Below are 25,654 nucleotides of genomic sequence, written 5' to 3'. Positions count from 1 at the left end.
TCCCATAGACCTTCAGCGCCATGAACACTCCTGATCTTTCCGTCCTTGAACGTGCCCTCGCAGCCTTGCCGCAGCACTACCCCGGACCGGGCGGCGTCGCCGGTGTGGTCAGAAATGGCAAGGTCCTCTTTCGCCACGCCTGGGGCTATGCCGGCCTGACGGCCCGCACGCCGATGACGATGGCGACGCGGATACCGATCTGCTCGATCACCAAGCATCTGACCTGCGCCGTTCTGCTGGATAGGGTCGGCGATCCCGAGAAGCTCGATCGGGCGCTCGACGCCTATCTCCCCTTGCTCGAAGGCAAGCGCCCGACCGCTGCCCATCTCTGTCACAACCAGTCCGGACTTCGCGACTACTGGGCATTGACGGTGCTGCAGGGCGCCAGCCACGACGGCGTCTTCCGCCGCGAGGATGCACGCCCGCTGCTCTCCAAGGCGCGCTCGACACACTTCGAGCCCGGCACCCGCTATTCCTATTCCAATGGCAATTTCCGCATTCTCGCCGATCTCATCGAGGAGCATACCGGCCGCTCGATGGCGGAACTCTATCAGCGCTCCGTCTTTGGCCCCGCGGCCATGCAGACCGCCGCCCTGACACCGGATACGAGCCTGCCGCCGGACGGCGTCGTCGGTTACGAGGGCAACGAGACAACAGGCTATTTCGAGGCGCTGAACCGCATCTACTGGGCCGGTGACGCCGGTGTTTCCGCCTCGCTCGACGATATGCTTGCCTGGGAGTGTTTTATCGACGGGACGCGTGACGATGCGGACGGGCTCTACCGGCGCCTTTCTGCACCGCAGACCTATGCCGATGGCCGCCCGGCACCCTACGGCTTCGGCCTCGCACACGAGACGATCGGCGATGCCGTCATCAGCGGCCATGGCGGTGCGCTTCGCGGTTTTCGCTGCCGCAGGCTCTACGCGCCGGCCGAGCGCCTCTCTGTCGTGGTGATGTTCAATCACGAAGGCGATGCCCATGCGGCGGCGGTCGCGCTGATGAAGATCGCCCTCGGCCACGAGGATAACGAGACCACATCCGGAAGCTGGGACGCCAAGGGCACCGGCAACTATCTGGATGCCGAAACGGGCCTCGCCCTTGTCACCAGGCCCAGCGGATCGTCCCGCGTCGAACTGCAGTTTGCTACCTCTCCCGAGTCGCTTTCCGTCAGCGCCGACGGCAGCGCCCGTTCGGCCGCAGTGACCCTGACAGCGCAAGGCGCCTCGCTTCGCATGGAGCGGCCTCGCGAAAATCTGACGGTGAGCGCTGACCGCGTTTCCGGCACGGCACTTCCCGATATCGCCGGTCGCTATCACTCAGTTGAACTCGACGCCCATCTCGACATCGCTTCCACCAATGGTGTCTTCTACGGTGGCTTCGACGGTTCGCTCGGGACCGGCGCGATGCACGCCATGCGACCGCTGGCCGAAGACGTCTGGCTTCTTCGCTGCAAGCGCTCGATGGATGCACCGGCACCGGGAGACTGGACCGTGCTTGTCCGACGCGACCAGCAAGGCAACGTGGCCGGCCTCACCATCGGCTGCTGGCTCGCCCGACGGATCGACTACACGAAGATCGGCTGACGCCGCGGTCGAAGCGACCGGATATTTTAAGCAGGGGTACGGCCGCGGGCCGCACACGACCAGGAACCGGAAGATCACAGCGTGAAGCAGAAGCGACCGACAGCCGCTCGAGAAACCGGACGCCACGCCGGGGCCGATTCCGGCAAGCGCGTGACGGTTGCCCGCGCACTTTCCAAGCTCGGCTATTGTTCGCGCACGCAGGCCGAAAAGCTCGTGCTCGAAGGGCGCGTCAGCGTCGGCGGACGCAAGATCACGGACCTTTCACACTGGGTCGCCGTCGACAAGGATCGCATCACGGTCGACGGCAAGCCGGTGCTTGCCGAAGAGAAGATCTATCTGATGCTGAACAAACCGCGTGGACTGGTCACGACCCGCCACGACCCGGAAGGCCGGCCGACCGTGTTCGATTGCCTGAGGGATATAGACACCTCTTTCCTGTCCCCGGTCGGTCGCCTCGACAAGGCGAGCGAAGGACTTCTGCTCTTCACCAACGACACGGTACTCGCCCAGCGCCTGCTTGATCCTGAAACCCATCTCGGCAAGGTCTACCACGTGCAGGTCGCCGGGCAGATCGGTGACGACCAACTCAAGCAGATGGTTGCCGGCATCGAGGAAGGCGGCGAAACCTTGCACGCAGCGCGGGCCGTCCACCTCAGGGGCGGCGACAAGAACACGTGGATCGAAGTCGAGCTGGAAGAGGGGCGCAACCGCCAGATCCGCCGCATGCTCGATGCGCTCGGCTTCGAGGTGTTGCGCCTGCTGCGGGTTTCAATCGGGACGATCGCTCTTGGCGATTTGCCGAAGGGGACGAGCCGCAGCCTGGCCCCTGAGGAAATCGCCTATCTGAGGCGACGCACGGGTCTTTGACGGCAGACGACGGATCTCAGTTTCCAAAACGGGCCCTTGCCACACGCATTATCTCCCCAAAACGCGGCAGTGAACGCAGGCTGTCCAGATCGTTGTCGTTTTCCATCCATACCAACAATTCGGGGCTCATCTTCGGCGTGATACGCTCAAGCGCGTCCAGGGCCGCTTCGGCGTCACCACTGATCGCCCAGGCACAAACCAGATTTGCCTGCAGCTGGATATTGTCGGGCTCAAGCAGACTGGCGCGCGATGCCCATTCGTTGGCCCTCTCGCGATCGCCAAGGAGGGCGAGGATGCCGGCGCCATGCCCGATCGCACCGCTGTGATCCGGCTCAGCAGCGACGATGCGCTCGATCCGGGCCAAGGCACGGCGACAGGCCTCAAGTGCCGCCTGCGCGTCGCCCTTGCCCTGGTAACATTGGATAGCCATGGCGGCGGCGTTGTAGTCCGTGGGGGCCAGCGCCGCGGCCCGCTCAAAGTGGCGTATGGCGTCGTCATAGCGACGCTGCATGATGAAGGTTCGACCGGCAGCGAGATTGGTGGCGTAGTCGTCAGGCTCGAGCTGCAGGGCAATAGCACATTGCCCCTCCGCCTCCTCGAACTGTCCTCGATATAGAAATAGCAGCGCCTTTGCGGCATGGGCGCTGGCGAGACCGGAATCGAGTTCGAGGGCGCGGTCGATTTCCAGCTCTCCTGTTTCCGCACCTCCGACGCTGCGCCGCAGCCGGTTGAGCGTTTCGCCAAGAAGGGCCCAAGCCCGTGCATTGCCGGGCTCCAGCTCGGTCACGCGACGGCAGAGCCGGATGATCAGCGGCAGATGTCGCTCGGACCCGGTGATGTTGTATTCGCGCGCCAGGAGAAACAGCTTGTAGGCTTCCGGATCGGTCGGCGCTTTGCGCTCCAATGCCTGGCGCTCCGCAGGTAGGAGCTGAAGCCGGAGCGCCTCGACGACGGCACTTGCCAGGTCTGACTGCAGCCGCAACACGTCCTTGATCTCTCGGTCGAAGCGCTCGGCCCAGACGGTCGCCTCGTTTGCGCCATCGATCAACTGCGCCGCCAGTCGCATTCGGTCACCGGCCTTGCGCACGCTGCCTTCGAGGATGTAGGCGACGTTCAGTTGTTGTGCGACGACCCGCGCGCTCTGTGGTTTCATCCCGAAGGAGGTCGCCCGCGAGATGACCGAGAGCGACGAGAGTTTGCTGAGGTCGATGATGATGTCCTCGGTAACGCCGGCACTGAAATAGTCCTGCTCCGGATCGCCGCTCATATTGGTGAAGGGCAGGACACAGATGCCGATCCGTTCGCGCTTGCCACCGGTCTCTGGCGGCCCGCCAGGGTGGATGGCGAAGGCGCGGACGGCGCGCTCGATGTTCTTGAGCGACATCGGCCCGAGGTCTTCCAGGGCAAGGCTCAGCTTTCCGGCGACGTGCTCGCGGACAGCTTCGGAGAGGATGATCCCACCGGGCTCGGCGAGAGCTTGCAGCCGTGCGGCGATGTTGACCCCTTCCCCATAGAGATCACCATCTTCGGCGATCACATCACCCAGGTTGAGCCCCATGCGAAAGCGGAGTGAAGGGTCGGTTGCCGCGGCCACGCTCTGAAGCGCCATTGCGCAGAGGGTCGCATCGACCGCACTCGCAAACTCGATCAGGGCGCCGTCACCCATCAGCTTGACGATCCGGCCATGGTGCCGCACCAGCGTCGGATCGAATGCCGCAAAGGCCCCCTTGACGCGGGCAAGCGTACCGGCCTCGTCGCGTCCCATCAGCTTGCTATAGCCGGCGATATCGATACAGAGAACAGCGGCCAGTTTGCGCATCCAACCATTCCCATGGGCGAGCGCTCACCGTGAAGCTTTAGCCTCCCCGAGGTCAGTCCAACACACCCAGGCATAAGAAACAAGCGAAGACACCTGATCGCCCCTGAACTCAAGGGCGCGGTACCACGCCGCCCTTGATGGGTGGAAATCCACCCACACGATTGGCCGCATGTTTCCAAATCCACCCAAATCATCGCCCGCGCCCGACAAATACGCCCCGTCACCCCGCTAAGCCGTTGTCTGCTCTACGATTGCGTTTGCAAATGGGGGTACCCAGAACCGGCGCGGGAGGAAACCTTGCCGGCTGGCCGATATTTCATCCGGGAGGAAGAGATGAAAACCTTGAATGCCCTGCTCGGCGCTGTTGCCGCCCTGTCGCTTTTCGCCGTTTCCGCCAATGCACAAACCTATCCCGAACGCTCGATCACCATGGTCGTGCCGTTCTCGGCCGGTGGCCCTACGGATACCGTCGCGCGTCTTGTGGCTGAATCCATGTCCAAGGATCTCGGTCAGCAGATCATCGTCGAGAACGTCGGCGGCGCCGGCGGGACGCTTGGCGCCGGCCGCGTCGCCCAGGCCGATCCGGATGGCTACACCGTGCTTCTGCATCATATCGGCATGGCGACCAGCGCCACGCTCTACCGCAAGCTCGCCTATGATACGCTGAACTCCTTCGAATATGTCGGGCTCGTTACCGAAGTGCCGATGACCATCGTCGCCCGCAAGGATCTGGAGCCCGCCGACCTCAAGGGTCTCGTCGAGTACGTCAAAGCGAACAAGGACACCGTCACCGTCGCCAATGCCGGTATCGGCGCCGCCTCGCATCTCTGCGGCATGATGTTCATGAGCGCCATCGAGACACCGCTGACGACCGTGCCTTATAAGGGCACCGGCCCGGCCATGACCGATCTTCTCGGCGGCCAGGTCGACATCATGTGCGACCAGACCACCAACACCACGAAGCAGATCCAGGGCGGCACGATCAAGGCCTATGCGGTCACCTCACCGGAACGCCTCAAGGTCTTCCCCGATCTGCCGACGACCGCCGAAGGCGGCCTACCGAACCTTCAGGTCGGCATCTGGCACGGTATCTACGCCCCGAAGGGCACGCCCGCCGAAGTGACCGAACGCCTGTCGAAATCGCTGCAGGTCGCGCTCAAGGATCCGAACGTCGTCGCCCGCTTCGGCGAACTCGGCACCGAACCCTCCTCCGACGCCGATGCGACCCCGGCCGCGCTGAAGGCAAAGCTTGAGAGCGAAATCGCCCGCTGGAAGCCGGTGATCGAAGCAGCCGGCCAGTACGCCGACTGATCCATGGCTCGTCGCGCCGCGTCCCGGTTCACCCCGGAGCGCGGCGCCTCTGACATTGGGGAAGCTGCGACGGTGCCCGGAGAGGGGTCAAATGCCGTCAACCGCTGTTGACAGCTGTCAACGTGCGCCGCCCAATGCGCGAACCCGGCGTGACGCCGGCAAATGCCAATGCGGGAGGCGGTCAGGAAAGCCTCGGCCGGCTGCCCCGCCCAGAACATATGGGGACACGATGAAATCACTCTCCTTCGACACCACCAATGCGCTCTGCGGCGGGATATTGACAGCGGTCGGGCTGTTCTTCACCTGGCAGGCCTTCAATCTCGAGCTTGGCACCGCCTTTCGCATGGGCCCCGGCTACTTCCCGCTGGTGCTCGCGATCATCCTGACGCTGCTCGGCATCGTGATCCTCGTGCAGTCCACCCGCGTCCAAGGCGAGCCCATCGGCCCGATCGCGCTGCGCGGCATGGCCTTCATCCTGCCGGCACCCATCTTCTTCGGCCTGACAGTCCGTGGCCTCGGCTTCGTGCCGGCGCTGTTCTTCACCGCGCTGATCGCCTGCTTCGCATCGGGCCGGATGAAACCGCTCATGGCGCTGGCGCTTTCACTGGCGCTGACCGCCTTCTCGGTCGCGGTGTTCAGCTATGGCCTCGGCCTGCCCTTCCAGCGCTTCGGCCCCTGGGTCCAGTTTTAGGAGACGCGCGATGGAACTCTTCAGCAATCTTGCGCTCGGTTTCGCAACCGCGGCCTCCCCTGCCAATCTGCTCTTCTGCCTGATCGGCGTTTTGCTCGGCACCTTGATCGGCGTGCTTCCGGGCATTGGCGCCACGGCGACCATCGCCATGCTGCTGCCGATCACCTTCCAGCTCGAACCGGTCTCGTCGCTGATCATGCTCGCCGGCATCTACTACGGCGCCCAATATGGCGGCTCTACCACCGCAATCCTGATCAACATGCCAGGCGAATCCTCCTCGGCGGTTACCGCGATCGACGGCTACCAGATGGCCCGCAAAGGCCGTGCTGGTGCGGCACTCGCCATTGCAGCGCTCGGCTCATTCTTCGCCGGCACCGTCTCGACGTTCCTCGTCGCAGTCTTCGCGCCGCCGTTGACCGAGATCGCTCTGAAATTCGGCGCGGCCGAATATTTCTCGCTGATGATCGTCGGCCTCGTCTCATCCATCGCGCTCGCCCATGGATCGATCACCAAGGCTCTGGCCATGGTGGCGCTGGGCCTGCTGCTTGGGTTGGTCGGCACCGACATCTATTCCGGCACGCCGCGTTTCACGCTCGGCATCCGGGAGTATGCTGACGGGCTGAACTTCGTCGCGCTCGCCGTCGGTGTCTTCGGCATCGCCGAAATCCTGCGCAACCTCGAAAGCGAACGCACCCGCGAAGTGCTTATGGCCAAGGTCACGGACCTGATGCCGACGCGGGATGACTTCAAGCGCATGTTCGGACCGGTCGTGCGCGGCACCATCATCGGCTCGGCGCTCGGCATTCTGCCCGGCGGCGGCGCGATCCTTGCTGCTTTCGCCTCCTATACGGTGGAAAAGCGCGTCTCGGACCGTCCTGAAGAGTTCGGCCATGGCGCCATCGCCGGCGTCGCCGGTCCGGAAAGCGCCAACAATGCCGGTGCGCAGACCTCGTTCATCCCGCTGCTCACCCTTGGCATTCCGGCCAACCCGGTCATGGCACTGATGATCGGAGCGATGATCATCCAGGGGATCGTGCCCGGTCCGAACGTGGCGTCCGAGCAACCCGCGCTCTTCTGGGGCATCATCGCCTCGATGTGGATCGGCAACCTGATGCTGGTGGTTCTCAACCTGCCGTTGATCGGGCTCTGGGTGAAACTGCTCAAGATCCCCTATTACGTGCTGTTCCCGATCATCATGGCGTTCTGCTCGATCGGCGTCTACAGCGTCAACTCGAACGTCTATGACCTCTATGCCGTCGCCTTCTTCGGCCTCGTCGGTTACCTGCTGTTGAAGCTGCGCTGCGAACCGGCGCCGCTGCTGCTCGGCTTCGTGCTCGGGCCGCTGCTTGAGGAGAACCTTCGCCGCGCCATGATCCTGTCGCGCGGCGATGCGACGACCTTCGTCACCCGACCGATCAGCGCGATCCTGCTTCTGATCGCGGCATTGGTGCTCATCGTCGTATTCCTTCCGAGCGTGAAGGCCAAGCGGCAGCAGGTCTTTGTCGAGGAGGATTGATCACTGCCAGCCATTTTCTCGACAATAGTTATATAAATCAATATCTTAAGACGCCGCGCCTCCAACCGGACGCGCGGCGTTCCCTTGACTGCGGCATTCTGCCCCTGCGCGGTTTGCCACATTGAGCTTTGTCAAGCCGCTCGCCTATCTCTCACTCATCGAAGAAAGAGACGAGGACGAAGCCGAGCAATGACACGCCGCACGAAATCAAGATGGGACAAGACCCTGCGCACCCTGTGCGCCGTGGCTCTTTTCCTGCTGGGTTTCGCCCATCTCGGCCTTGCCTTCGCCGCCCCAATCTCGCCAGCCGATTACGCGCTCTACGCGCTTCCCGACGGATCACTGCCGGATTTCTGTCAAACCGGCATTGACGCCGACGGGAAGGAAAAGCCGGCGCAGAAACATGTCTGCAGTGCCTGCCGGTTCTTCTGGGCGCTGCTAACGCCGCCGGATGACACCGTCGGCGAGCGCTTGCAAGGTAGCCTTGCGCCCACGGCTGCGGTGACCGCCGTACAGCCGCCAACACAGGTTCATTCGCCGAACTCCAGTCCGCGCGGACCGCCCCAAACCATCATCTGGCTTTGAAACCGCGTTGACAGCTGTCAACGCCCTCCTTCGATGTCGGATGGCAGCGAGGCGTCGTGCCTCCTTGTATCCGCAATGCGGACATATCCCATGCCCGAAACCCAATCCACAGTCGCGCCCTCCGCGGCCCCTCCCCTTGCGTCCTTGGGCAGACCGCCGCGTCTTCCCGCCCGCAGCCGTGTGGTCGGTGAAAACTTCACACTGCTTTTTGAAGGTGGCCGCAACCGCTCGCTCTTTCGCGTGCTCGACGGTTGTATCGTCCTCTCTCAACTGCTTGACGACGGCCGCAGGCAAATCACCGATGTGCTCGGTCCCGGCCGGCTTTTCGGTTTCACAATCGATGGACGCAACATCGCCACGGCGGAAACCTTGAGCATCGCGCGTATCGAATCCCTGGGCGATGCCGAACTTCACGCAACCAATCCGGCTGTTGCCAGCGAGTTGAAGACGACGCTGCATCGGCTGCAGACGCATGCCACCCTGCTTGGTCGCAAAACCGCGAGCGAGAAGGTGGCAAGTGCCTTGGTCGAACTGTCGCGTCTGTTCAATCGCAGCGGCGTCCCTGCCCGACTGAGCTTCCACCTGCATCTCACCCGGGCAGATCTTGCCGACTGGCTCGGCCTTACCGTCGAGACCGTCAGCCGCTGTCTCAATCGCTTCAAGCGCGAAGGCCTGATCGATTTCAACCATCCGAAGACCATGCGCGTGCTCGATCCCGAACGCCTCGAAGCCGCAGCGGGCCTCACCCGCCAGCGGGCGGCCCGCAGCGCGCATCCCCAGAACTGAAGATCTCCGAACAGTCCATCCCCACTCGGACTGCCCCAGAAAAGGAAGAACAATGATTGCCAGACTTGTCTACAACGTGCCGGTGTTCGGCTGGATGCTGAGGGAAGCCGTGCAGGGATCGCAGACGGCAAAAGTCCTGTTTGTGATCAACTGCGCATTGATCTGGCTGCTCGCGATCGTCGCCTTCGGCTACCCGGCGATCATCATCCCGGCGTTGGTTCTTGTGCCAGTCGTTTTCGTGCTCCTGATCCTGATCACCATGGGCTAATGGCTAAAGCCTGTCGCGCAGAAGTGCGCGGCGGTTTACGACAACGACATGCGAAATACCAAAAGCTTAAAGCGCAAGGAGCTAATCTGAACGATCGCGACGCGCTCTAGGTCCTCCCTTGGGCGCCCAGCGCATGGGCTAAAGCACACCCCAGCCGCGGTAGCGTCCGCGGCCGGTCATTTCGCGGATGCCAAGTTCCCGCACGAGGTTCAACGCACCACGCGGCGTCACGCCGACATGCTGCGCGACGAGCGTGGCTGAAACGATCGGTCGCGACAGCACCAACTCGATCAGCGCCGGCAGGCTGCTGTTGGAGCGCCGATCGCGGATGCGCATCTCCATCTGGGTCTTGGCCAGCGATAGGCGGTCGAGTTCCTTGAGACCCAGATCCGCGGTCACCGTCATCGCTTCCAAGAAAGCGCTCCATCGTGTCACTGGATCTTGCGAGCGCCGTCGTTCGTGACGGACGACCTTTTGTCCGGCGTTGAAGGAGAGGAGATGCGAGGTAACCTTGCCGCGTGATCTCAGATAGGCGCCAACGAGCAGTGAACCCATCCAGTGTTGGCGGCGCAGCGGCTCGATCCGCTCCCAGGCATCGAAGAGTAGCGCGGCGCCAAGGCTGGCCGGCAACTGATCCGCTGTCGCGACCACCTGGCGCCATTCGTCGATACGTGCGTCTTCGTCCCATTCCTCGTCAAAGAGCAGGCCCAGCTGTCCCATGGGCTCCTGTGCGGTCACACGTGCCGCGCGCTCAGCGACTTCGAGCGTATCCTTGTCGTGCGCTTCCAGCAGTTGCTGTGACCGAGCGATCGCCGCATCGATGGCCGCGAACTCGGCAGCCATCGGATTGCCGTCCTCCTCGTCGTCCGCCTCAAGATGACGGTCATTGCCAGTGGCACTCGATTGCAGCTCCAGCCCGGCCTTCGCAGGCATACCGCCGGCATTCGCCGGTGCAAGCTGTTCGCCTCGAAGGGCGGCGAGACCCTGAGGCGAAAGCGCCCATGCGGGTTCGGCCAGCCAGATGCGCCGCCGCGCGCGTATTACCGAATGGGCAATCGTCAATTCATGCGTCGGGGCACGGGCATCCATATGGGCATCATGCAACACGAGATCCTCGACATGGACGAGTTCACCGGCAACCCATAGGGCAGCCGCAGCGTCGAAGAAGTGGCCACGCTCGCGGAAGCCGTCTTCGACCGCATGGCGGTTTGTTCGCTCGTCCAGTCGCGCCAAACCATCTTCTGCCGAAATCAGCAGTGGAAGCAGTGTCGGATGATAGGGATCGGGGATCTGGTATCGCATTTCAAACTAAGGGTGCCAGTGTCGAAATGGAACGTAACACGATATTCATTTCCGTCACAGATGCGCTGTATCGCAAGGCAATTTGAAAGAGCGCACTGGCGTTGCGCCGGTATGGCGTAGCCTCCGCGATGGACTTGCTCAATCGTTCGCCGATTGGAGCCTTGTACGACAAGGCCTCGAACTCTGGTGGCAATTACCGTCGGCTTGCATTGGGCTAAGCGCATCGACTGTTGACAGCTGTCAACGCGCCACGAAGCGATGAGCCGGAAACTCCATCTGGAGAAATCCGAGGAACACTTCAAATGGTTCTCTCGGGAATGACCAAACGATCATCCAGTTCTCCGGGGCAGGGCGGGGCCAGAGGTTCGCCGGGTTGGCTATCGCTTCCATGATCGTCTGCGCTGCCCGCTCCGGCGTTTCCGTGTTTGAAATCATCCGCCCGAGCTTATGCAGGTTGCGCTCGATCGCCTCGTACGTGCGCACGACAGCATGCCCCATCCGTTTGCGTTCGACACGGTTCGCTTCCCGATCAATGACACGATCGATTGGCGTCCAAAGCGTGAAGACAAAGACCGGCGTTTCACGAGGTAGCGCGCTGCAAAACAGATCGAACTTCTCGGCGTCGTCAAAGACATTATCGAAGCAGACCCTGATGGCACCCATCCGCGCCAGAACCAGACTTACCGTAGTCTTGCCGCCGCCGCCTGGCCCGTTAGGCCAAGGCCCTCGGCTGATTCGTGCCCCAACATCGTTGCCGGAAGTGGAGTGCGGGACCACGCGCTGAACGCAGCATACCGTCTTGAGAGCGGGCGGCTATATCGCTCTTTTATCCACCGAGATTGCTGGCTGAATTTCTGGCAGTCCTCGTTCCCGTCCGCTTCGAATTGCTCTTGCCTCACGCCCAGCCCGCTCCGTTGACAGCTGTCAACATGAGGCGCGCACGCCGAAGCTCAATGTCCCGGCGTCCTTCGAGCCCCACTAACGTTCGAAACCTAACCAGTGGAGCCGTCTTCGCAGACAGCTGTTTCCAATCGTAGAGAGCCATCGGCAAAACCCGCGCTAGCGGATCATCCGGCCATTCCCAAAGCCGTCCGGGCGACGGAAGCAAAAGCCCCTTTTCTTTCCAAAAGGGACAAAAACAACAATGTTATCGAGGAGATGGCGGGAGACGCAAATTGAATCCTGAGCACTACAATATCCCAAAGATATCAACGAATCCCTGCGCCTCCAGTTTCCCGCATTCGGTTGCCTTATACAAGCTCGCATCGATCGGCGAGAGAAGTAACGGCTACATCAGAACATCGCACTCAGCTCCCATCAAATGGTCCGTCCTCCATTCATCCAACGACCGAAGCTTGGGCGCGTAGACGTGCCGATAACATTGCCGAGACAGCGAAGGATTGGCTCTTCGCTCGGCGCGTCAGGTCACGTAGATAGGCGCCGGCGGAATGAATGTGCTCAGCTCGCTCCAGAAGGCACGCCAGCACGGTCGCGGTCGTTTCTGGCCCGAGTGTGGCGCAGGCTTCGTTGTAGGCATCAGGGCTGATCCCAAGCATGTTTTTGACGACTGTGGCGGCTGTCAGGAGATCGCGCCAGTTGTCGATACGACCGGATGGGCCGTAGTCGCGGATTTGCGGGCAGGCCTTCAATACGAGTGGCAGCGGTGTAGCACGGATGAGGGGAGGGGTTACCGGGGGATGCGAGCGACGTTCCGGAAGCAGCGATGTTTCGATATTTGCAGGTGGATCACTCGCATTTTGGCCGACCGGCAGCACATCCGTCGACGCTTTGCGCGAAAATTCCACCCCAAGTCTTTCATCAGCCGGTTCAGATTCAGAAAGATAATCGGATTCTGAATTCTGTATGTGCCGCTCATTTTGGCGTTCATTGGCAGCCGTATTTTGTGTTTTCAGTAGATTTTCCAGACGATTAGTCAGTTCGTCCTGCAGCAGGGCAAGAACAGGGAGGAGGCGCTCGATTTCGGCGATGGAGGGCTTGCGCGAGAGGGACATAGAGACGGCCTGGCAGCGCGCTTCGGCCTCTTCAGCGTAGGCGATATCAGATGGGCGCAACAGATCGACCAGCTTTGCAACGTCACGGCGGCAGAGGCTCATGCGTTCGCGCATCATCTGAAGGTAACGCCGGTCAGCTTCCAGACGAGCAGCCTCAGCTTCGAACTCGGCCGCGCGAGAAAGCAACGGTGCAAGGTCGAACCCGAATGCCTGGCCAATCGCTCCCTTGCGGTCACGGCGAGCGTAACGCTTACCGTTGGGGCTATCGCGCCGGAGAATGAGGCCAGCCTCGACCAGGGTGGCGAGATGCCGCCGGAGCGTCGTCTCGGCCATGCCGTGTGTTCTCAGGGAAAGCTGAGCGTTGGAGGGAAACACGACGAGACCGTCGGCTGCCTCGAGTTCCGTCTTCGGGTAGAACGACAGCAATGCGTTCAAGACGGCAAGAGAGCGATCGGAAACGCCAAGGTTCGACTTGGCGGCGCAGACCGTTCGAAACAATTTCCATTTATCGACCTTGCCTTCGTCGACGGCCGAAGCGCTGGAAAGTTGGTGCGCCAACATCCCAAGCGACATCGCCCGCCGCCCGAAGGGCGTCGTGACAATCCCACAATCCACTTGTCTTCACCTTTTTCAAGGCAAAAGAAATTCGTTCGCCGAAACGACGTTGAAAACTCTTGACACCGATTCGCGGAAATGGGATTCTCTAGTTGCTACACGAGAGAAGGGTTTCCGCAGCGCTAGTCGTTCGGAAGCCTTTTTCTTTTGCTCTGTTTAGTCTCCTGTTTCCTCTTGGTATTCGAGGTACAGAGATTTGAGCCTCTGCCTCACGAAATCTGCAAAGCCCGGGGCCTTCTTCCTGCTGAAGGACAGCGTCGTTTCGCCATCCGTTTCACGGATCCGGACCGGGGTTGTATCGTCGGGCGCCATCCACGAGATGGCTCTGGCGCGCCCCTTGGAGGCGCTCAGGAAGGCACAAAGCGCATCAAAACGCTGATCGCTCCCGACCGTCTGAAATTGTTTGTCTTTGACAAAGACGTCTGCAGCTTCGCCCCTTCCGTCCTGAGCGAGCCGCTCGGCGAGCTCGAACCAACGACGCCGACCAATCGTCGGTGCTGGCCCAATCGCCTCGATCAGGGCGGTCGGTAGCCGACGAACGAGGGAAATCATCTTCGAAAGTGCCGCCTTGTCGACGCCAAGCGAGGACATGATGATCTCGCGGGAGAAGCCACGATCCTCAAGGCGCGTGGCGAAGAGTGATCGCTCGATGAAGGACAGATCCGTGCGAGTGTTGTTCTCCTGCCCCTGAGAAACGACCAACTGTTCGTCGCTGAGATCGCGGACAACCGCGCGGACCTTGCTGCCAAGCTCGCGTGCAGCTGCCAATCGGCGATGACCGTAGGCAACCTGGTAGCGCCCTTCGGCATCCGGATGCGGACGCACGAGGATCGGAACCTGTTGTCCGTGCTCGCGAATCTGTTCTGCAAGAGCGGATTGTGCATCTGCTCCGATCTCGAGACGATCGACGACGAAAGAGGCGTCGATGAGCGCAGGGTCGAGATCGACGATCGTCAGTCCTTCGGCAAGCTGGCGCTCCAATTCCTGGGCGCGCTCAACTTTCTGGGTGATGTTCGACAGGGACCGAGTAATGCCGCCGACGGCGCTTACTGGCCGCGTCCCGACACTCAGGCCGGCGATCGGCCGGGCTGTTGCCAGGCGTTCCAGAGCCGTTTCAGCGTCGTTTCCGGCCGTGTCGTCCGTAATTCCAATCAGATTCTTACGGGCCATGGATTACTTCCTCCCCCAAACCTGACGGATCAGTTCTTCGATCTCGCCATTGACCTGGTTCAGCGAATCCATGGCGCGGTCGTATGTGCCGCGGACGAATTGCGAGCGTTCGACTTCGTAGAGTGTCTGCTTCGTCACGCCGGCATCGGAGATAGCCGTTGACTTCACCATTGCGTTCTGCAGCATGCGGTTGCCGAAAATGGCGCGCATAAAGCCGGTCATCTGGCTCTGCGGACCGTCATTCGGCTCGAAACGCGTGCCGAGATAGCGCATCCAGTCGTAACTTGTGCGACCTCCGGCCTTCTCGACGACACTCATCAGCTCACTCGTCATCGACAGGAACTGCGACATCGACATGACGTCGAGCATCTGCGGATGCACGGTGATGAGAACGGACGTCGCGGCACAGAGCGCCGACATGGTCAGGAAGCCGAGTTGCGGCGGGCAGTCGATGACGACGATATCGTAGAAACTCTCGATTTCCGCCAATACGTCGCCGATGCGCGCGAAGAAGAGGGTTTCGGCAGCGCCACCTACCATCATTGCCTTCGGCGTCTCATGCTCGAACTCCATGAGCTCGAGATTGCCGGGAATGAGGTGAAGGTTGGCCGTATAGGTCGAACGGACGATGTCCGCGATCGGTCGCGGCTCGTCGTAGCGGATCGCGCCGTAAAGCGTTTCGCCCTCACCAACGTCCAATTCCGGCTGGTGGCCGAAGAGGGCGGAAAGCGAAGCCTGCGGATCAAGGTCGATCGCGAGCGTCCGGTAGCCGCGGAGGGCCAGATATTGGGCAAGGTGGGCAGATGTCGTCGTCTTCGCCGATCCACCCTTAAAATTCATGACCGATATGACTTGAAGCTTCTCGTCGCCCCGGCGATGCGGGACGTATTTCCCGGATTTTCCGCCTTCGTCGAGAACGCGGCGGATGCGCTCGATGTCCTCAATGGCGTACATGCGCCGACCGTTTGACAAGGGCGCCGGGCCGTGGCCCTCTGAGGCCACCTGTCTCAGATAGCCTTCGCCGATTCCAATGAAGGCGGCGGCTTCGGCAGGGCTGAAGAGGCGCATTGCCTTTTGGGCTTGCGGAGGGAAGATCTTCTTTTGATGCTGCTGCAGCTGATGCGCCAGTTCCAAAGCATCGGCAGCCAGAAGCGTCGGCAGATGCTCCTGTTCGTCGTGACCTTGAATTTTCTGTTGCAACATTGGGTTCCCCGAAAACTGCGCAAAAATCGTCATATCGGAACAATATGCGCAGATGCACTATGCTCCGATTCGGTTCGGTTTTACAAATGCATAGCGATCTATACCCAGGGCCGTGATTTGGCGGCGAATGAACCCGGGATCGCTGCTGGTTGTCCGCGGACAACTGAGACTTCGTGGTGAAGTTGCCACGGCTTGGCGGCTGATTTCCCGGCCGAGAGGAGAAGCTCTAAAAGAGTATAGAATTTATAGACTATTGACAGATGAGCGGATTGTGTCACGATTGTGTCTATCAGAGACGTGACGCGAGAAGGTTCGCTATGTTCTATCTTGGTGGAATGACCCTCGGTTATCTGGCGCCGCCGCCACTGAAGGCGACACGGCAGCCACGCGTGGAGGTCGGATCAGCTCCGGTTGAAAAGGCGGACTGTGAAGAGTCCGACCGCAATCAGGAATGGACGCGTGCATTCCTGACGCCCTGGCATCTTCTCTATTGATCAGCGGGCGGCGGCGGGGCCTTCGCGGCTGCAGCTGTTGACACCTGTCAACATTCGTCTGTTCCGGCCTCCGCCGCCATGGTGGAAAAGCGCGAAACAGCGAGAGAAGGGCTGTTTCACCGCCGGGAAATGATTAAGTTCGGTGTCATGGACACCAAGCAAGACCGAACCGTTTCGAACGATCAGCCCGACGATAATAGCCAAGGACAGCCCTTGTCGTTGCATCAGCGTATCCTCGGGGATGTGGAAGGACGCATCCTCTCCGGGGAGTGGCCGCCGGGTCACCGCATTCCATTCGAACACGAGCTGACCGAACAGTATGACTGCTCGCGGATGACCGTGAACAAGGCGTTGACCGAATTGGTCAAGCGCGGATTGATCGAGCGGCGCCGCAAGTCGGGCAGCTACGTCACCTTTCCGCAGGTGCAGTCGGCCGTCATGGAAATCCATGACGTCAAGCTCGAAGTCCAATCTCTGGGGCTCGACTATAGTTTTCAATTGGACGAGCGAAAGGTTCGCAAGGTGGAGAGCCGGGACGTCGAACGCCTGGATCTTCCGACATCGGCCAGGCTGCTGGATGTCACGTGCCGGCATTTTGCCGGTGGGCGTCCCTTTTGCTTCGAAGAACGCCTCATCAGCCTAGCAGCGGTGCCCGAGGCGGAGGCGGAATTGTTTGAGACCGCGGCACCCGGTTCGTGGCTGCTAGGCAAGGTGCCGTGGAGTACGGCCGAACACCGTATTCGCGCCGTTGCGGCGAACAAACTGGCGGCGCAGGCGCTCGATATTTCGACCGGCACCGCCTGCCTGGTCATCGAACGCCGCACCTGGAGCGGTCGTGCGCCGGTCACGCATGTGCGGCTGACCTATCCCGGCGATCGCCACGAACTCGTTGCTCAGTTCGCGCCGAGTCCGATCGGATAGCCGGCTAACTCTCCGCTACCGGCTGGCAACATGCCAGTTGTCCGCGGACAACTGGCTATTCTCCAACCACGCGCAAGACAGGGGCCGGGCCGTTACCGGAAAAGGCGAAGACCTCGATCGGCTCGCCAATGCCCCTGACGGGATAGGAGCCGAGATGCTCCATGCTGGATGCGCAACCGGCCAGTTCGACGAAGGCCCGCGACAGAAGCACCGGCCGCTTCGTTTCCTTGGTCAGGCTCTCCAACCGCGAGGCGATGTTGACCGCGGGACCGATCACCGTAAAGTCCAGCCGACGGCGCGAGCCGATATTGCCGTACATCACGTCGCCTACATGGACGCCGATCCCGTAGCCAAGGGGCTCACGGCCTTTTTCGAGGTTGTCCTTGTTGAGGAGAGCGATCGCCGCTTCCGCCTCACGGATCGCCTGCAGCAGGTTTTCGGCAGCATTCGCATTGCTGAGCGGGAAGATCGCCAGTAGCCCATCACCCATGAACTTGAGGATCTCGCCGCCGTATCGCTCGATCGGCTCCGACATGGCGTCGAAATAGCCGTTGAGCAGATCGATCACGTCGTCGCGCGGCCACAGGTCGGAGAGTTTCGTGAAGTCGCGCAGGTCGCAGATCAAAATGGCGGCACCAACGGTAACGCCACTGCCGCGCGTCGTGGCGCCGGCGAGGATCTGTTCACTGGCATGCGGGCCGACATAGGTTTCGAGCAACGTGCGCACGAACCGGTTTTTCAGCCGGATTTCGCTGACGAGGGCCAAGGCGGGTAGAAGATCCGAGAGAAGGCCGACGTGCTCGTCCTCGAAGCCGCCCTCTCGGTCGGTGGTGAAGGTCACGACATGGCGTTTGCCCAGCGTGTGTTCGAGCGGCCACGCAATGTACTCGGTCAGGCCCTCGGCCTTCAGGTCGGCATAAAGCGAGTTTTGAGACTGCTCTTCCGTCAGGGCTTCCAGGTTCGTGCGAACCTCGGTGCCGCCGTTGTTGATCACATAGAGCGGGCTATTGAGGTAGAGCGCGGTGTTTTGGGTCCCATAGTCATAGAGATCGATTTCGGCCTCGGCCAAGCCCTTGCGCCACAGAATGCGAGCACCCAGCCACTGCGGATGGTTGATCCGAAAATGCAACGTTGCGCGTGCAACCGGGACGCCGACCGCCTGTAGCCGTTCGCACATTTCCACGAGGATATTGTCGATGAACCGCTCGTTGCGGGTTTCGATGATCAGCCAGTCGAGCACGCTCCGGCGCCGGGCCGGCCAGCTTTCTCCTTCGATCGAAGGGGAGGGGGCCTGCGAAGACATCTGCATTTGCAATTCTCCATGCTGGTCGAACGCTCAGCCGTTCCTCCGGCGAACGTTCGCGATGTATCGCTGCAAATGTGGAGCATCGGCGGCGCCTTGATAAGGGGGAAGCCGAAAGCTTTTGAGAAAAGGCGGTGTTAAATCCGTTCACGCCGATTGATGCGCCAAGCGGCTCCCGTCGAGAAGCGGCAAGTGCAAGCGGACGCGGGCCCCCTGCCACGGGCCGGCAAGGATGTCGACACGGCCACCATGCAGACGGGCGATCTCCCGTGCCAGATTGAGCCCCAAACCGGCGCCGGTGGAACGTGGACGCAAGCGATAGAAAGGCTCGAATACGCGCTCGCGTTCCTCGACAGGAATTCCGGGGCCCTCGTCCTGGATTTCCAACCCGCCCGCGGCATTGACCTGCACGGTGATCGTGCCGGTGCCGCCGCCATGTTCGACGGCGTTGCGCAAGAGATTGGCGACAGCCTGCTCGATCTGGCGTGGCCGAGCGCTGACACGGGCCTCCGGCACCTCGGTTTCGAACGCCAGCTCGTAGCCTGCTTCGAACGCCAACGGCGCAAAGTCGGCGGCGGTGTTTCTCGCAAGGGCAACAAGATCGACCACTTCGCGTGCGCCACCGGCATGCCCGAGCACCTGCCGGTCGAGAAGCTGTTGGGCGAGGTGGGACAGACGCTCGATATCCAGCCTCAGGCGGGCACTTTCCGGGGCTTCCTGCAGAAGTTCGGCACGGGTTCTGAGGATCGCGATCGGGGTGCGCAATTCGTGCGCCGCGTCGGTGAGGAAACGGTTGCGCTGATCATATCCCTCGCCGAGCCGCGCCAGCGCCTTGTTGAAGGCTCGCACCAAGGGGGCGATCTCGGTCGGTACCTGTTCGGTTTCGAGCTGAACCGCGCGATTGTCGATATCGATGCGGCCGGCCTGGTCAGCGGTCGATATGAGGCTCGCCAAGGAACGCCGAACGACGGCCGGTGCCGTCACCAATGTGGTCACGCCCATGACCAGAACGATCGGCAGCAGGAAGCAGAGGATGAGCAGCGCGATCATCGGTACGACCTCGGTCCAGGTCGTCGTGCCGTCGAGGTCGCGTGCCATGTCGACATTGACGCTGATCTGCACGTCCAGCGGGCCATCGTCGCGCCGCGAAGCAACGGTCGAGGTGATGATTTGAACGCGGCCGGCGTCTGTCTCGGCGTTGTGGAGGACCGCGTCCGGCAGCGTTCCGCCATCATCGAAGAGCAGCTTCGCACCCTCCACACGTCGGAGCAGGGCGCCACCGCTTTCGCCATAGGGAGGAGGAACGTTTCCCTGTCGGAGAACCTGACCGGCGTCGTCGCGGACGATGAACCAGAGATTGGGGTGGGCCTGGCGTAGCTCGCGCAGCTCTTCGGTCTCACGGACCATCAACGCGCCGCTCGCATCGCGCCCGACGGCGCGGTCGAGAACATCCACCGCCGCTTCATTGTCGACGAGGAGGCGCGGCTGGACGATGAACAATGCCACGAAAAGCAGGCCGATAAAGACAAACAGCGTTGCCGCCTGTAGCAGAATGAGGCGGCGCACGAGCACCCATTGCAGCGAGCGGGGCCGAGCTTTCGTCATGTCGTTGCGCGCAGGAGATAGCCGAGGTTGCGGATGGCCCGGATCTCGACGCCGGCTCCGACATCATCGAGCTTCCGGCGCAGGCGCGACAGATGCGAGTCGAGCGCATTGGACTCGATCTCGTCTTCCATGGCGTAGACCGATTCCTCCAATGTCGCCCTGAGCACGGTTCGGCCCGGTCGACGCATCAAGGCTTCGAGCGCAAGACGTTCTCTGCGCAGGAGATCGAGCGGCTTGTCGTCCACGGCCGCTTCGCGGTGATGGAAGTCGTAGATCAGGCGTCCGACCTTGGTCTGTTCGGCTTTCAATGAGACGGGGCGGCGGGCGAGTGCCCGCAGCCGGGCCATCAGTTCTTCGACGGCAAACGGCTTGGACAGATAGTCGTCGGCACCGGCATCGAGCCCGGCGACGCGGTCGTTGATCGACCCCAAAGCCGTCAGCATCAATACGGGCGCGCCGACACCGAGGCCGCGCAGCTTCGGAATGAGGTCCAGGCCCTCGCCATCCGGCACACGGCGATCGAGCACGACGACGTCATAGGGCCAGAGCTCGGCGACGGCTTCGGCATCGGCCAGCGTCGAGACGTGATCGACGATCACCTGACGCCGCTCCAGCGCCGCCTTCAGGGCCGAAGCCATCTCCGGCTCGTCTTCCAGCAGCAGGATGCGCATGCCAGTTCTCCCGATTGCAGGTCTTCTCGAGTAGGTTACTCAATGAAAACATACATAAATTCAAATACCTACAACGAATTCCATCCGCCTCGCCAGTGAGGTTGAAGCCATCACTCGCATTCCAGCTTCGGCTGGCGGAAATTGGTGATGTACCAGCGGCCCTGCTGCATGCGCGCGTAGAAGGTATAGAAGCATTCCTGCTCTTCGACGTAGCCCGGCGTCGAGTATTCCTCGTAGCGCATTCCTCGGCGCGTGTCCTTGATTTCACCACTCGATGTGCCGGAGACGACATTCGTCGAGATCTTGCGCCATTGATAGGCCCGTTCGTTCCAACTGAGATCAAGAATGTTCGTCGGCGGACCGTAGTCGATGATGACGGATTCGACCGGCTGGCCGATATAGGTTTTCATGGTGTCGGAAGCGCAGCCGGCGAGGAGCAGCGCGGTAGCGGCAAAACATGCGAGGGCGCGGCGCCCTTTGCTGAAGAACATGACGGATCCCGGTTTGTCCCGCATTGCCAGGCGTCCACCCGGACGCACAAAGCCTGCGGTCGTGCTTTGACCTGCCGCATGCCCGATTGTTATTTCGGGTCGAGGCGGCGACAACCCGCTGCTAAAGGGGCAAGATTACAGGGACATTGCGGGAGGGCGGCGTGTGGCCCGCAGACAAGCCAGCGTCAGATCGCGGAGATGTTTGACGCCTGCCGGAAAAGAGCCGTGAACTGGGTGGCTTCCTGACCGCGAGGCGGTGCAGCTCAGGCGGCCAGATTCGCTTCTTTCTTTGATGTGGCCGTATCGGCTGCGTAAACAAGGCCGGGCTCCACGATCCACTCGCCGGAGCGAAGCGACAACACGTCAAAGCCGCCACCCGCCAGCCGCGGAGCCACGCCGACGAAGCGATAGCAAAGGCCGCTGCCATCCCTTACCGCTTCCCGTATGGGCCTGCCGGCAAGGGAGCCGATCACGGCGCCCTCAAATGCGATATCCGCCAGAATAAAGTATTCCGTCGGCAATCGGCGGCTGGTCTTGGGGCTGGGCTTGAACCCGTTCGTGAATTTCATTGTCTTGCTCGTCGTGAGACGTTCCGGAACCGGGGAGGACCGGTGCCGAGGCGTCTATGCATTTCTCTCGTCGTTGCCACGCGGGGCGCGATGGGCGTCTACCCACCGCTGCAGTCAAGCTGCATATTGCAAAGATAACACGTACCGCATGCCGGCGATGTTCCCGGCGGCACGGCGCGTCTCAAGCCATCGAAAAGCGGCGCTAAGAAGGCGGAGCCATCGGGGTTCGCTGCGGCATTTGCGCCGCCTCCTGTTAGCTCGAACCAAGGTAGGAAATCGCTTGGGAAGTCAGGCGCGGGGCATAAAGAACCCATAAAGGCTGGAGCATAGTGGCGTTTTCAGGCAGCGCCTCCGCAGTACCGGCGGAAGGTCGCGTTTCGGATCGGCTGCGTCAAAAAAATCTTGCCAACACTGTTGTATCGTTTCATTCGGCCATATTCTCGACACCGAGATTGTCGACCTCTTCCCGCAGGCTGGGACCACCCGGCGCTCACCGAGCGCCCGCTTCCGCCTCCTTTATGGGGAGGCAGGGGCGGGCGTTTTGCGCCTTTCGAGAGATCATCCACTTGTCATACGACAAACCCTCCGGGCACGTCACGAAACGTATCGTGCTGCACTTTCCGGGCTTTGAGCCCTTGGACGCCATCAGGCACCAGGCGCGCTACAAGCGATCAGCGGTGAAGACCGCCAAGCTTCAGGACTTCGAGGTCGAGGTGGGACCGGTACAGACCGAAGGGCAAAGCCGCTACTTCGATGTCGACAGTCAAGGTGCCGACTGGCAAACGTCGAGCCGCGTCTATGTTTTCGATCACGACGAAATCGTCAAAAGCCTGAACGGCCGGTCGACGCTGCGCAGAATGGTTGCGGGATATTCGAGTGCCGCGCGCGTCGTCTGGGAAGGCGGCGCATTTTCCTACTTCCGACACGCCTGGCGCTTCGGCCTGTTCTTCATTTTTCCGTTCCTGCTCGTCGCGATCGGCATTGGCTTGAGCCTGCTGATCGGCACCGCGCCCTATTGGCTTGCGCTGGAGTCTTCGCTTCTGGTCCTGAGCGCGATCGTCGCCTACGTCGCCTTCTTCCGGCTCTTTCTTCCCTGGTCGGACCGGTGGCATACGCTGCACCTTTTTTCCGATTGGGAGCTGGCCGTCGCGGTCGCCAGCCTGGAAAAACCCTATTTCCAGCAGTGGGTTGAGGATAACCTGGCGTCCGTGCGGGCGGCACTCAGCGAGCCGGCCGACGAATACCTCATCAGCTCCCACAGCATGGGCTCAAGCATCGCCACTCAGGTGATCGGCACTTTGGTGGAAAGGGAGCCGAGCCTGTTTGCGGGAAAGCGGGTCGTCTTTGTCACACTCGGCGGCGCGATCCTGCAATGCGCATTGCTTCGCTCGGCCGACGTCTTGCGGGCGCGCGTCGGCGCGATCGCCCGTGTGAAGGACATCTTCTGGTTCGATGTCCAATGCCTGACCGATGCGATCAATTTCTACAGATGCCAGGTGGTGGCACTCGCCGGGCACCACGATGCGCCCCAGCCGCCGATCGTCTTCATACGGCTAAAGCACATGCTTTCACCGGAACGCTATCGCAGGATCAAGCGCGATTTCCTTCGGGTTCACCGCCAATATGTGCTCGACGCCGACGTCCGCGCGCTCTTCGATTTTACGCTGATGACGGCCGGACCGCTCCCGGCCGCCTCATTTGCAAATCCGAACTGACGAAGGCGTCTCAGGATTTCAGCAGGGAGATCCCGCTTTCCCGATCGAAGAGGTGGAGACCTTCGGGCTCGACCGCGAAGGTGACAGCGTCGCCCGGTTTCGGGCAGGCGCTGGCCTTGACCAGCGCGCCGATTTCCTTGCCAGCAAAAAGGAAGGTCACCAACGCGTCATTGCCGTGAAACTCGACGAGATCGGCAATGCCTGACATGCGATTGGGGCTGGCCTCGGCGATTTTCAGATCCGCCGGCCGTATGCCGAGCACCAGCGGTTGGCCATGGCGCAGGGCGAACTTTCCATCCGAGATCGAGAAGTTACCGCCGGCACTGCGCAGCAGCCATCCGCCTTCGGTCTTCTCGGTGGCGACGTCGATGAAGTTCATGTTCGGCGTGCCGATGAAGCCGGCGACGAAGAGGGTGCGCGGGCGCTCGTAGATTTCGGCGGGTGTGCCGATCTGCTCGATCGCGCCGCCCTTCATCAGGACGATCCGGTCGGCAAGCGTCATCGCCTCCAGCTGGTCGTGGGTTACGTAGATCGTCGTGGTCTTCAGCTTCTGGTGCAGCCGTGCGATCTCAACGCGCATGTGGTTGCGAAGCTTGGCGTCGAGATTGGAAAGCGGTTCGTCGAAGAGGAAGACGCGCGGCGTTTTGATCATGGCGCGGGCGATGGCGACACGTTGCTGCTGGCCGCCCGACAATTCGGTCGGCTTGCGCGCAAGATAGGGATCGAGCCCCAGCGTCGCAGCCACAGCACGGATGCGCGTGTCGATCTCCGCCTTCGGCACCTTCATTCGCTTCAGTCCGAAGGCGATGTTGTCATAGATCGTCATGTGCGGGTAGAGCGCGTAGTTCTGGAAAACCATGGCGACGCCGCGGTCGCGTGGCGGCAGGTCGTTGACCGTCCGCCCGCCGATCGACACGGTGCCGCCGGATATGTCTTCAAGACCGGCGATCATGCGCAGAAGTGTGGACTTGCCGCAGCCCGAAGGACCGAGAAACACGATGAACTCGTGATCGGCCACATCGAGGTTGAAATCCCTGATGACGTCGACGGCGCCATATTGCTTGTCGACGTTGGAGCAGACGATGTTCGCCATGGCTCAATCCTTCCCGCTGTCCATGAGGATCTGCAGCTTGATGTCGGTCGGCCGGGCTGATGCGGCTCGCTCGAAGGCTTTGATGCTGTCTTCGAACCGGAACGTGTCTGTGATCAGCGGCTTCAAGTCGACCTTGCCCGATGCGATCAGTTGCAGCGCACGGTCGAAGATATTGGCGTAGCGGAACACCGTTTCGATGCGGACCTCCTTCGAGATCGCGCCCGGCACGTCGAACTGGACGGCTTCGACCGGCAGACCGACCAGCACGATGGCGCCGCCCGGTCGAACGAGATCGAAGATCCCCGAAAAGGCTTTGGCACTGCCGCTTGCTTCGAACACGATGTCAGCGCCCCAGCCGCCGGTCTCGGTGGCGATGACGTCGGCAAAGGCGCGATCAGCGATGTTGACCGGGATGATGCCCGGATATTGGGCGGCGATCGCCAGCTTCTCGGCGCTGAAATCGGAGATGAAGACGCGGCTGCAGCCACCGGCAAGGGCTGCAAGCGCCACCATGATGCCGATCGGACCGCAGCCGATGACAGCGGCGATATCGCCGGGCGCGATGCGGGCGCGGGCTGCCGCCTGCATGCCGATGGCGAAAGGTTCGACCATCGCACCTTCGGCAAAGGAGACGTTATCCGGCAGCTTGTAGGTGAAGGCTGCGGGATGGACGACGAAGGGGGCGAGCACGCCGTGCACCGGCGGCGTCGCCCAGAAACGCACCTTGGGGTCGACATTGTAGATGCCGAGCTTTGAGGCGCGAGAGCTGAGATCGGGAACACCCGGCTCCATGCAGACGCGGTCGCCGACTTGAAGCCCATCGACATTGCTGCCGACCGCGATGACGGTGCCGGCCGCCTCGTGGCCGAGCACCATCGGTTCGCGCACGACATAGGGGCCGATGGCGCCGTGGGTGTAATAGTGCACATCGCTGCCGCAGACGCCGACCGTGTGGATGGCGATCTTGACGTCATCCGGGCCGAGTTCCAGCGGGAGATCGATCTCCCTGAGCGCGAGCTTGCCTTTTTGCTCGAGGACCAACGCTTGCATGAAGGATTTCCTTG

24 protein-coding genes are annotated in these 25,654 nt (G+C 61.6%); 11 read left to right on the top strand and 13 right to left on the bottom strand.

The window, feature by feature from the left end; genetic code table 11:
• Positions 1–20: 20 nt before the first annotated feature.
• Both ACTJKE_RS06040 and ACTJKE_RS06035 read left to right on the top strand, forming a co-directional pair.
• A complete protein-coding gene (locus tag ACTJKE_RS06040; RefSeq protein ID WP_058327608.1) occupies positions 21–1,583 on the top strand; it encodes a D-aminopeptidase in 1,563 nt (520 codons plus the stop codon).
• 81 nt (positions 1,584–1,664) lie between these two features.
• On the top strand, positions 1,665–2,450 hold the full coding sequence (locus ACTJKE_RS06035; RefSeq protein WP_058322683.1) for a pseudouridine synthase: 786 nt from the start codon (positions 1,665–1,667) through the stop codon (positions 2,448–2,450).
• A 16-nt stretch (positions 2,451–2,466) separates the two neighbouring features.
• On the opposite strand, the gene ACTJKE_RS06030 is transcribed toward ACTJKE_RS06035, so the two are convergent.
• Positions 2,467–4,269, bottom strand: a complete 1,803-nt coding sequence (locus tag ACTJKE_RS06030) for a TPR end-of-group domain-containing protein (protein ID WP_058327609.1) — start codon at positions 4,267–4,269, stop codon at positions 2,467–2,469.
• A gap of 333 nt (positions 4,270–4,602) precedes the next feature.
• On the opposite strand from ACTJKE_RS06030, the gene ACTJKE_RS06025 reads away from it, so the two are divergent.
• From ACTJKE_RS06025 to ACTJKE_RS06000, 6 genes are all read left to right on the top strand, one after another.
• Positions 4,603–5,580 carry a tripartite tricarboxylate transporter substrate-binding protein gene (locus tag ACTJKE_RS06025; RefSeq protein WP_058322685.1) on the top strand — a complete coding sequence of 326 codons (978 nt, stop codon included), beginning with the start codon at positions 4,603–4,605 and terminating at the stop codon, positions 5,578–5,580.
• Positions 5,581–5,809: 229 nt separating this feature from the next.
• Positions 5,810–6,271: a tripartite tricarboxylate transporter TctB family protein gene (locus tag ACTJKE_RS06020; protein WP_058322686.1), complete on the top strand. Its 462-nt coding sequence runs from the start codon at positions 5,810–5,812 to the stop codon at positions 6,269–6,271.
• 10 nt (positions 6,272–6,281) lie between these two features.
• The gene (locus ACTJKE_RS06015) at positions 6,282–7,787 is read left to right on the top strand and encodes a tripartite tricarboxylate transporter permease (protein WP_058322687.1); all 1,506 of its coding nucleotides are present in this window, start codon (positions 6,282–6,284) and stop codon (positions 7,785–7,787) included.
• 189 nt (positions 7,788–7,976) lie between these two features.
• Positions 7,977–8,372 (top strand): hypothetical protein, encoded by a 396-nt coding sequence (locus tag ACTJKE_RS06010; protein WP_058322688.1) that lies wholly within the window; start codon positions 7,977–7,979, stop codon positions 8,370–8,372.
• A 90-nt stretch (positions 8,373–8,462) separates the two neighbouring features.
• A complete protein-coding gene (locus ACTJKE_RS06005; protein ID WP_197423461.1) occupies positions 8,463–9,158 on the top strand; it encodes a Crp/Fnr family transcriptional regulator in 696 nt (231 codons plus the stop codon).
• A 52-nt stretch (positions 9,159–9,210) separates the two neighbouring features.
• Positions 9,211–9,426, top strand: a complete 216-nt coding sequence (locus ACTJKE_RS06000) for a hypothetical protein (protein ID WP_058322690.1) — start codon at positions 9,211–9,213, stop codon at positions 9,424–9,426.
• A gap of 138 nt (positions 9,427–9,564) precedes the next feature.
• On the opposite strand, the gene ACTJKE_RS05995 is transcribed toward ACTJKE_RS06000, so the two are convergent.
• The 5 genes from ACTJKE_RS05995 to repA form a co-directional block, all read right to left on the bottom strand.
• Entirely contained in the window at positions 9,565–10,728 is a 1,164-nt protein-coding gene (locus ACTJKE_RS05995) for an RHE_PE00001 family protein (protein WP_113513301.1), read from the bottom strand.
• Positions 10,729–10,968: 240 nt separating this feature from the next.
• Entirely contained in the window at positions 10,969–11,391 is a 423-nt protein-coding gene (locus ACTJKE_RS05990; RefSeq protein ID WP_058327611.1) for a hypothetical protein, read from the bottom strand.
• A gap of 674 nt (positions 11,392–12,065) precedes the next feature.
• Positions 12,066–13,355, bottom strand: coding sequence for a plasmid replication protein RepC (gene repC / locus ACTJKE_RS05985; RefSeq protein ID WP_058327612.1), 1,290 nt, complete (start codon positions 13,353–13,355; stop codon positions 12,066–12,068).
• Between the two features lie 156 nt (positions 13,356–13,511).
• A complete protein-coding gene (gene repB / locus ACTJKE_RS05980; protein WP_058327613.1) occupies positions 13,512–14,525 on the bottom strand; it encodes a plasmid partitioning protein RepB in 1,014 nt (337 codons plus the stop codon).
• A 3-nt stretch (positions 14,526–14,528) separates the two neighbouring features.
• Positions 14,529–15,725, bottom strand: coding sequence for a plasmid partitioning protein RepA (gene repA, locus ACTJKE_RS05975; RefSeq protein WP_373419892.1), 1,197 nt, complete (start codon positions 15,723–15,725; stop codon positions 14,529–14,531).
• Positions 15,726–16,045: 320 nt separating this feature from the next.
• On the opposite strand from repA, the gene ACTJKE_RS05970 reads away from it, so the two are divergent.
• Complete coding sequence (locus ACTJKE_RS05970) at positions 16,046–16,222, top strand: hypothetical protein (RefSeq protein ID WP_197423462.1); 177 nt, start codon at positions 16,046–16,048, stop codon at positions 16,220–16,222.
• 147 nt (positions 16,223–16,369) lie between these two features.
• Positions 16,370–17,143, top strand: coding sequence for a histidine utilization repressor (hutC, locus tag ACTJKE_RS05965; RefSeq protein WP_058327614.1), 774 nt, complete (start codon positions 16,370–16,372; stop codon positions 17,141–17,143).
• 55 nt (positions 17,144–17,198) lie between these two features.
• On the opposite strand, the gene ACTJKE_RS05960 is transcribed toward hutC, so the two are convergent.
• The 5 genes from ACTJKE_RS05960 to ACTJKE_RS05940 all read right to left on the bottom strand — a co-directional run bounded on the left by ACTJKE_RS05960 (position 17,199) and on the right by ACTJKE_RS05940 (position 21,782).
• Positions 17,199–18,452, bottom strand: coding sequence for an adenylate/guanylate cyclase domain-containing protein (locus ACTJKE_RS05960; RefSeq protein ID WP_058327615.1), 1,254 nt, complete (start codon positions 18,450–18,452; stop codon positions 17,199–17,201).
• Positions 18,453–18,593: 141 nt separating this feature from the next.
• Positions 18,594–20,051, bottom strand: a complete 1,458-nt coding sequence (locus tag ACTJKE_RS05955) for a sensor histidine kinase (RefSeq protein ID WP_440691391.1) — start codon at positions 20,049–20,051, stop codon at positions 18,594–18,596.
• Complete coding sequence (locus tag ACTJKE_RS05950; protein WP_058327617.1) at positions 20,048–20,722, bottom strand: response regulator transcription factor; 675 nt, start codon at positions 20,720–20,722, stop codon at positions 20,048–20,050. The genes ACTJKE_RS05955 and ACTJKE_RS05950 overlap by 4 nt, the downstream gene beginning before the upstream one ends.
• Before the next feature lie 110 nt (positions 20,723–20,832).
• Complete coding sequence (locus ACTJKE_RS05945) at positions 20,833–21,213, bottom strand: hypothetical protein (protein ID WP_057251245.1); 381 nt, start codon at positions 21,211–21,213, stop codon at positions 20,833–20,835.
• A 263-nt stretch (positions 21,214–21,476) separates the two neighbouring features.
• The gene (locus ACTJKE_RS05940; protein ID WP_057251244.1) at positions 21,477–21,782 is read right to left on the bottom strand and encodes a hypothetical protein; all 306 of its coding nucleotides are present in this window, start codon (positions 21,780–21,782) and stop codon (positions 21,477–21,479) included.
• A gap of 566 nt (positions 21,783–22,348) precedes the next feature.
• Between ACTJKE_RS05940 and ACTJKE_RS05935 the strand changes: the two genes are divergently transcribed.
• Complete coding sequence (locus ACTJKE_RS05935) at positions 22,349–23,497, top strand: hypothetical protein (RefSeq protein ID WP_058327618.1); 1,149 nt, start codon at positions 22,349–22,351, stop codon at positions 23,495–23,497.
• Between the two features lie 10 nt (positions 23,498–23,507).
• Here ACTJKE_RS05935 and ACTJKE_RS05930 read toward each other — a convergent pair whose 3' ends face one another.
• Together ACTJKE_RS05930 and ACTJKE_RS05925 are read right to left on the bottom strand one after the other, a co-directional pair.
• Entirely contained in the window at positions 23,508–24,590 is a 1,083-nt protein-coding gene (locus ACTJKE_RS05930; RefSeq protein ID WP_058327619.1) for an ABC transporter ATP-binding protein, read from the bottom strand.
• Between the two features lie 3 nt (positions 24,591–24,593).
• Positions 24,594–25,640: an NAD(P)-dependent alcohol dehydrogenase gene (locus ACTJKE_RS05925; RefSeq protein ID WP_440691389.1), complete on the bottom strand. Its 1,047-nt coding sequence runs from the start codon at positions 25,638–25,640 to the stop codon at positions 24,594–24,596.
• Between the last annotated feature and the right edge of the window lie 14 nt (positions 25,641–25,654).

Origin of the sequence: Ensifer sp. 22521 (genome assembly GCF_052044795.1) — a bacterium.
Taxonomy (GTDB): domain Bacteria; phylum Pseudomonadota; class Alphaproteobacteria; order Rhizobiales; family Rhizobiaceae; genus Ensifer.
Note: the sequence above shows the minus strand (reverse complement) of the source record. Positions and strands in the feature narration are given on the sequence as shown.

Excerpts from the sequence above, each read along its gene's own strand:
- ACTJKE_RS06010 (WP_058322688.1), top strand. The coding sequence starts at position 7,977 with ATGACACGCCGCACGAAATCAAGATGGGACAAGACCCTGCGCACCCTG.
- ACTJKE_RS06000 (WP_058322690.1), top strand. The coding sequence starts at position 9,211 with ATGATTGCCAGACTTGTCTACAACGTGCCGGTGTTCGGCTGGATGCTG.
- ACTJKE_RS06025 (WP_058322685.1), top strand. The coding sequence starts at position 4,603 with ATGAAAACCTTGAATGCCCTGCTCGGCGCTGTTGCCGCCCTGTCGCTT.
- ACTJKE_RS05950 (WP_058327617.1), bottom strand. The coding sequence starts at position 20,722 with ATGCGCATCCTGCTGCTGGAAGACGAGCCGGAGATGGCTTCGGCCCTG.
- ACTJKE_RS05970 (WP_197423462.1), top strand. The coding sequence starts at position 16,046 with ATGTTCTATCTTGGTGGAATGACCCTCGGTTATCTGGCGCCGCCGCCA.
- hutC (WP_058327614.1), top strand. The coding sequence starts at position 16,370 with ATGGACACCAAGCAAGACCGAACCGTTTCGAACGATCAGCCCGACGAT.
- ACTJKE_RS05940 (WP_057251244.1), bottom strand. The coding sequence starts at position 21,782 with ATGAAATTCACGAACGGGTTCAAGCCCAGCCCCAAGACCAGCCGCCGA.
- ACTJKE_RS05955 (WP_440691391.1), bottom strand. The coding sequence starts at position 20,051 with ATGACGAAAGCTCGGCCCCGCTCGCTGCAATGGGTGCTCGTGCGCCGC.
- ACTJKE_RS05990 (WP_058327611.1), bottom strand. The coding sequence starts at position 11,391 with ATGGGTGCCATCAGGGTCTGCTTCGATAATGTCTTTGACGACGCCGAG.
- repB (WP_058327613.1), bottom strand. The coding sequence starts at position 14,525 with ATGGCCCGTAAGAATCTGATTGGAATTACGGACGACACGGCCGGAAAC.
- ACTJKE_RS06030 (WP_058327609.1), bottom strand. The coding sequence starts at position 4,269 with ATGCGCAAACTGGCCGCTGTTCTCTGTATCGATATCGCCGGCTATAGC.
- ACTJKE_RS06040 (WP_058327608.1), top strand. The coding sequence starts at position 21 with ATGAACACTCCTGATCTTTCCGTCCTTGAACGTGCCCTCGCAGCCTTG.
- ACTJKE_RS05945 (WP_057251245.1), bottom strand. The coding sequence starts at position 21,213 with ATGTTCTTCAGCAAAGGGCGCCGCGCCCTCGCATGTTTTGCCGCTACC.
- ACTJKE_RS06020 (WP_058322686.1), top strand. The coding sequence starts at position 5,810 with ATGAAATCACTCTCCTTCGACACCACCAATGCGCTCTGCGGCGGGATA.
- ACTJKE_RS06015 (WP_058322687.1), top strand. The coding sequence starts at position 6,282 with ATGGAACTCTTCAGCAATCTTGCGCTCGGTTTCGCAACCGCGGCCTCC.
- ACTJKE_RS05995 (WP_113513301.1), bottom strand. The coding sequence starts at position 10,728 with ATGCGATACCAGATCCCCGATCCCTATCATCCGACACTGCTTCCACTG.
- ACTJKE_RS05960 (WP_058327615.1), bottom strand. The coding sequence starts at position 18,452 with ATGCAGATGTCTTCGCAGGCCCCCTCCCCTTCGATCGAAGGAGAAAGC.
- ACTJKE_RS05930 (WP_058327619.1), bottom strand. The coding sequence starts at position 24,590 with ATGGCGAACATCGTCTGCTCCAACGTCGACAAGCAATATGGCGCCGTC.
- ACTJKE_RS05925 (WP_440691389.1), bottom strand. The coding sequence starts at position 25,640 with ATGCAAGCGTTGGTCCTCGAGCAAAAAGGCAAGCTCGCGCTCAGGGAG.
- ACTJKE_RS06005 (WP_197423461.1), top strand. The coding sequence starts at position 8,463 with ATGCCCGAAACCCAATCCACAGTCGCGCCCTCCGCGGCCCCTCCCCTT.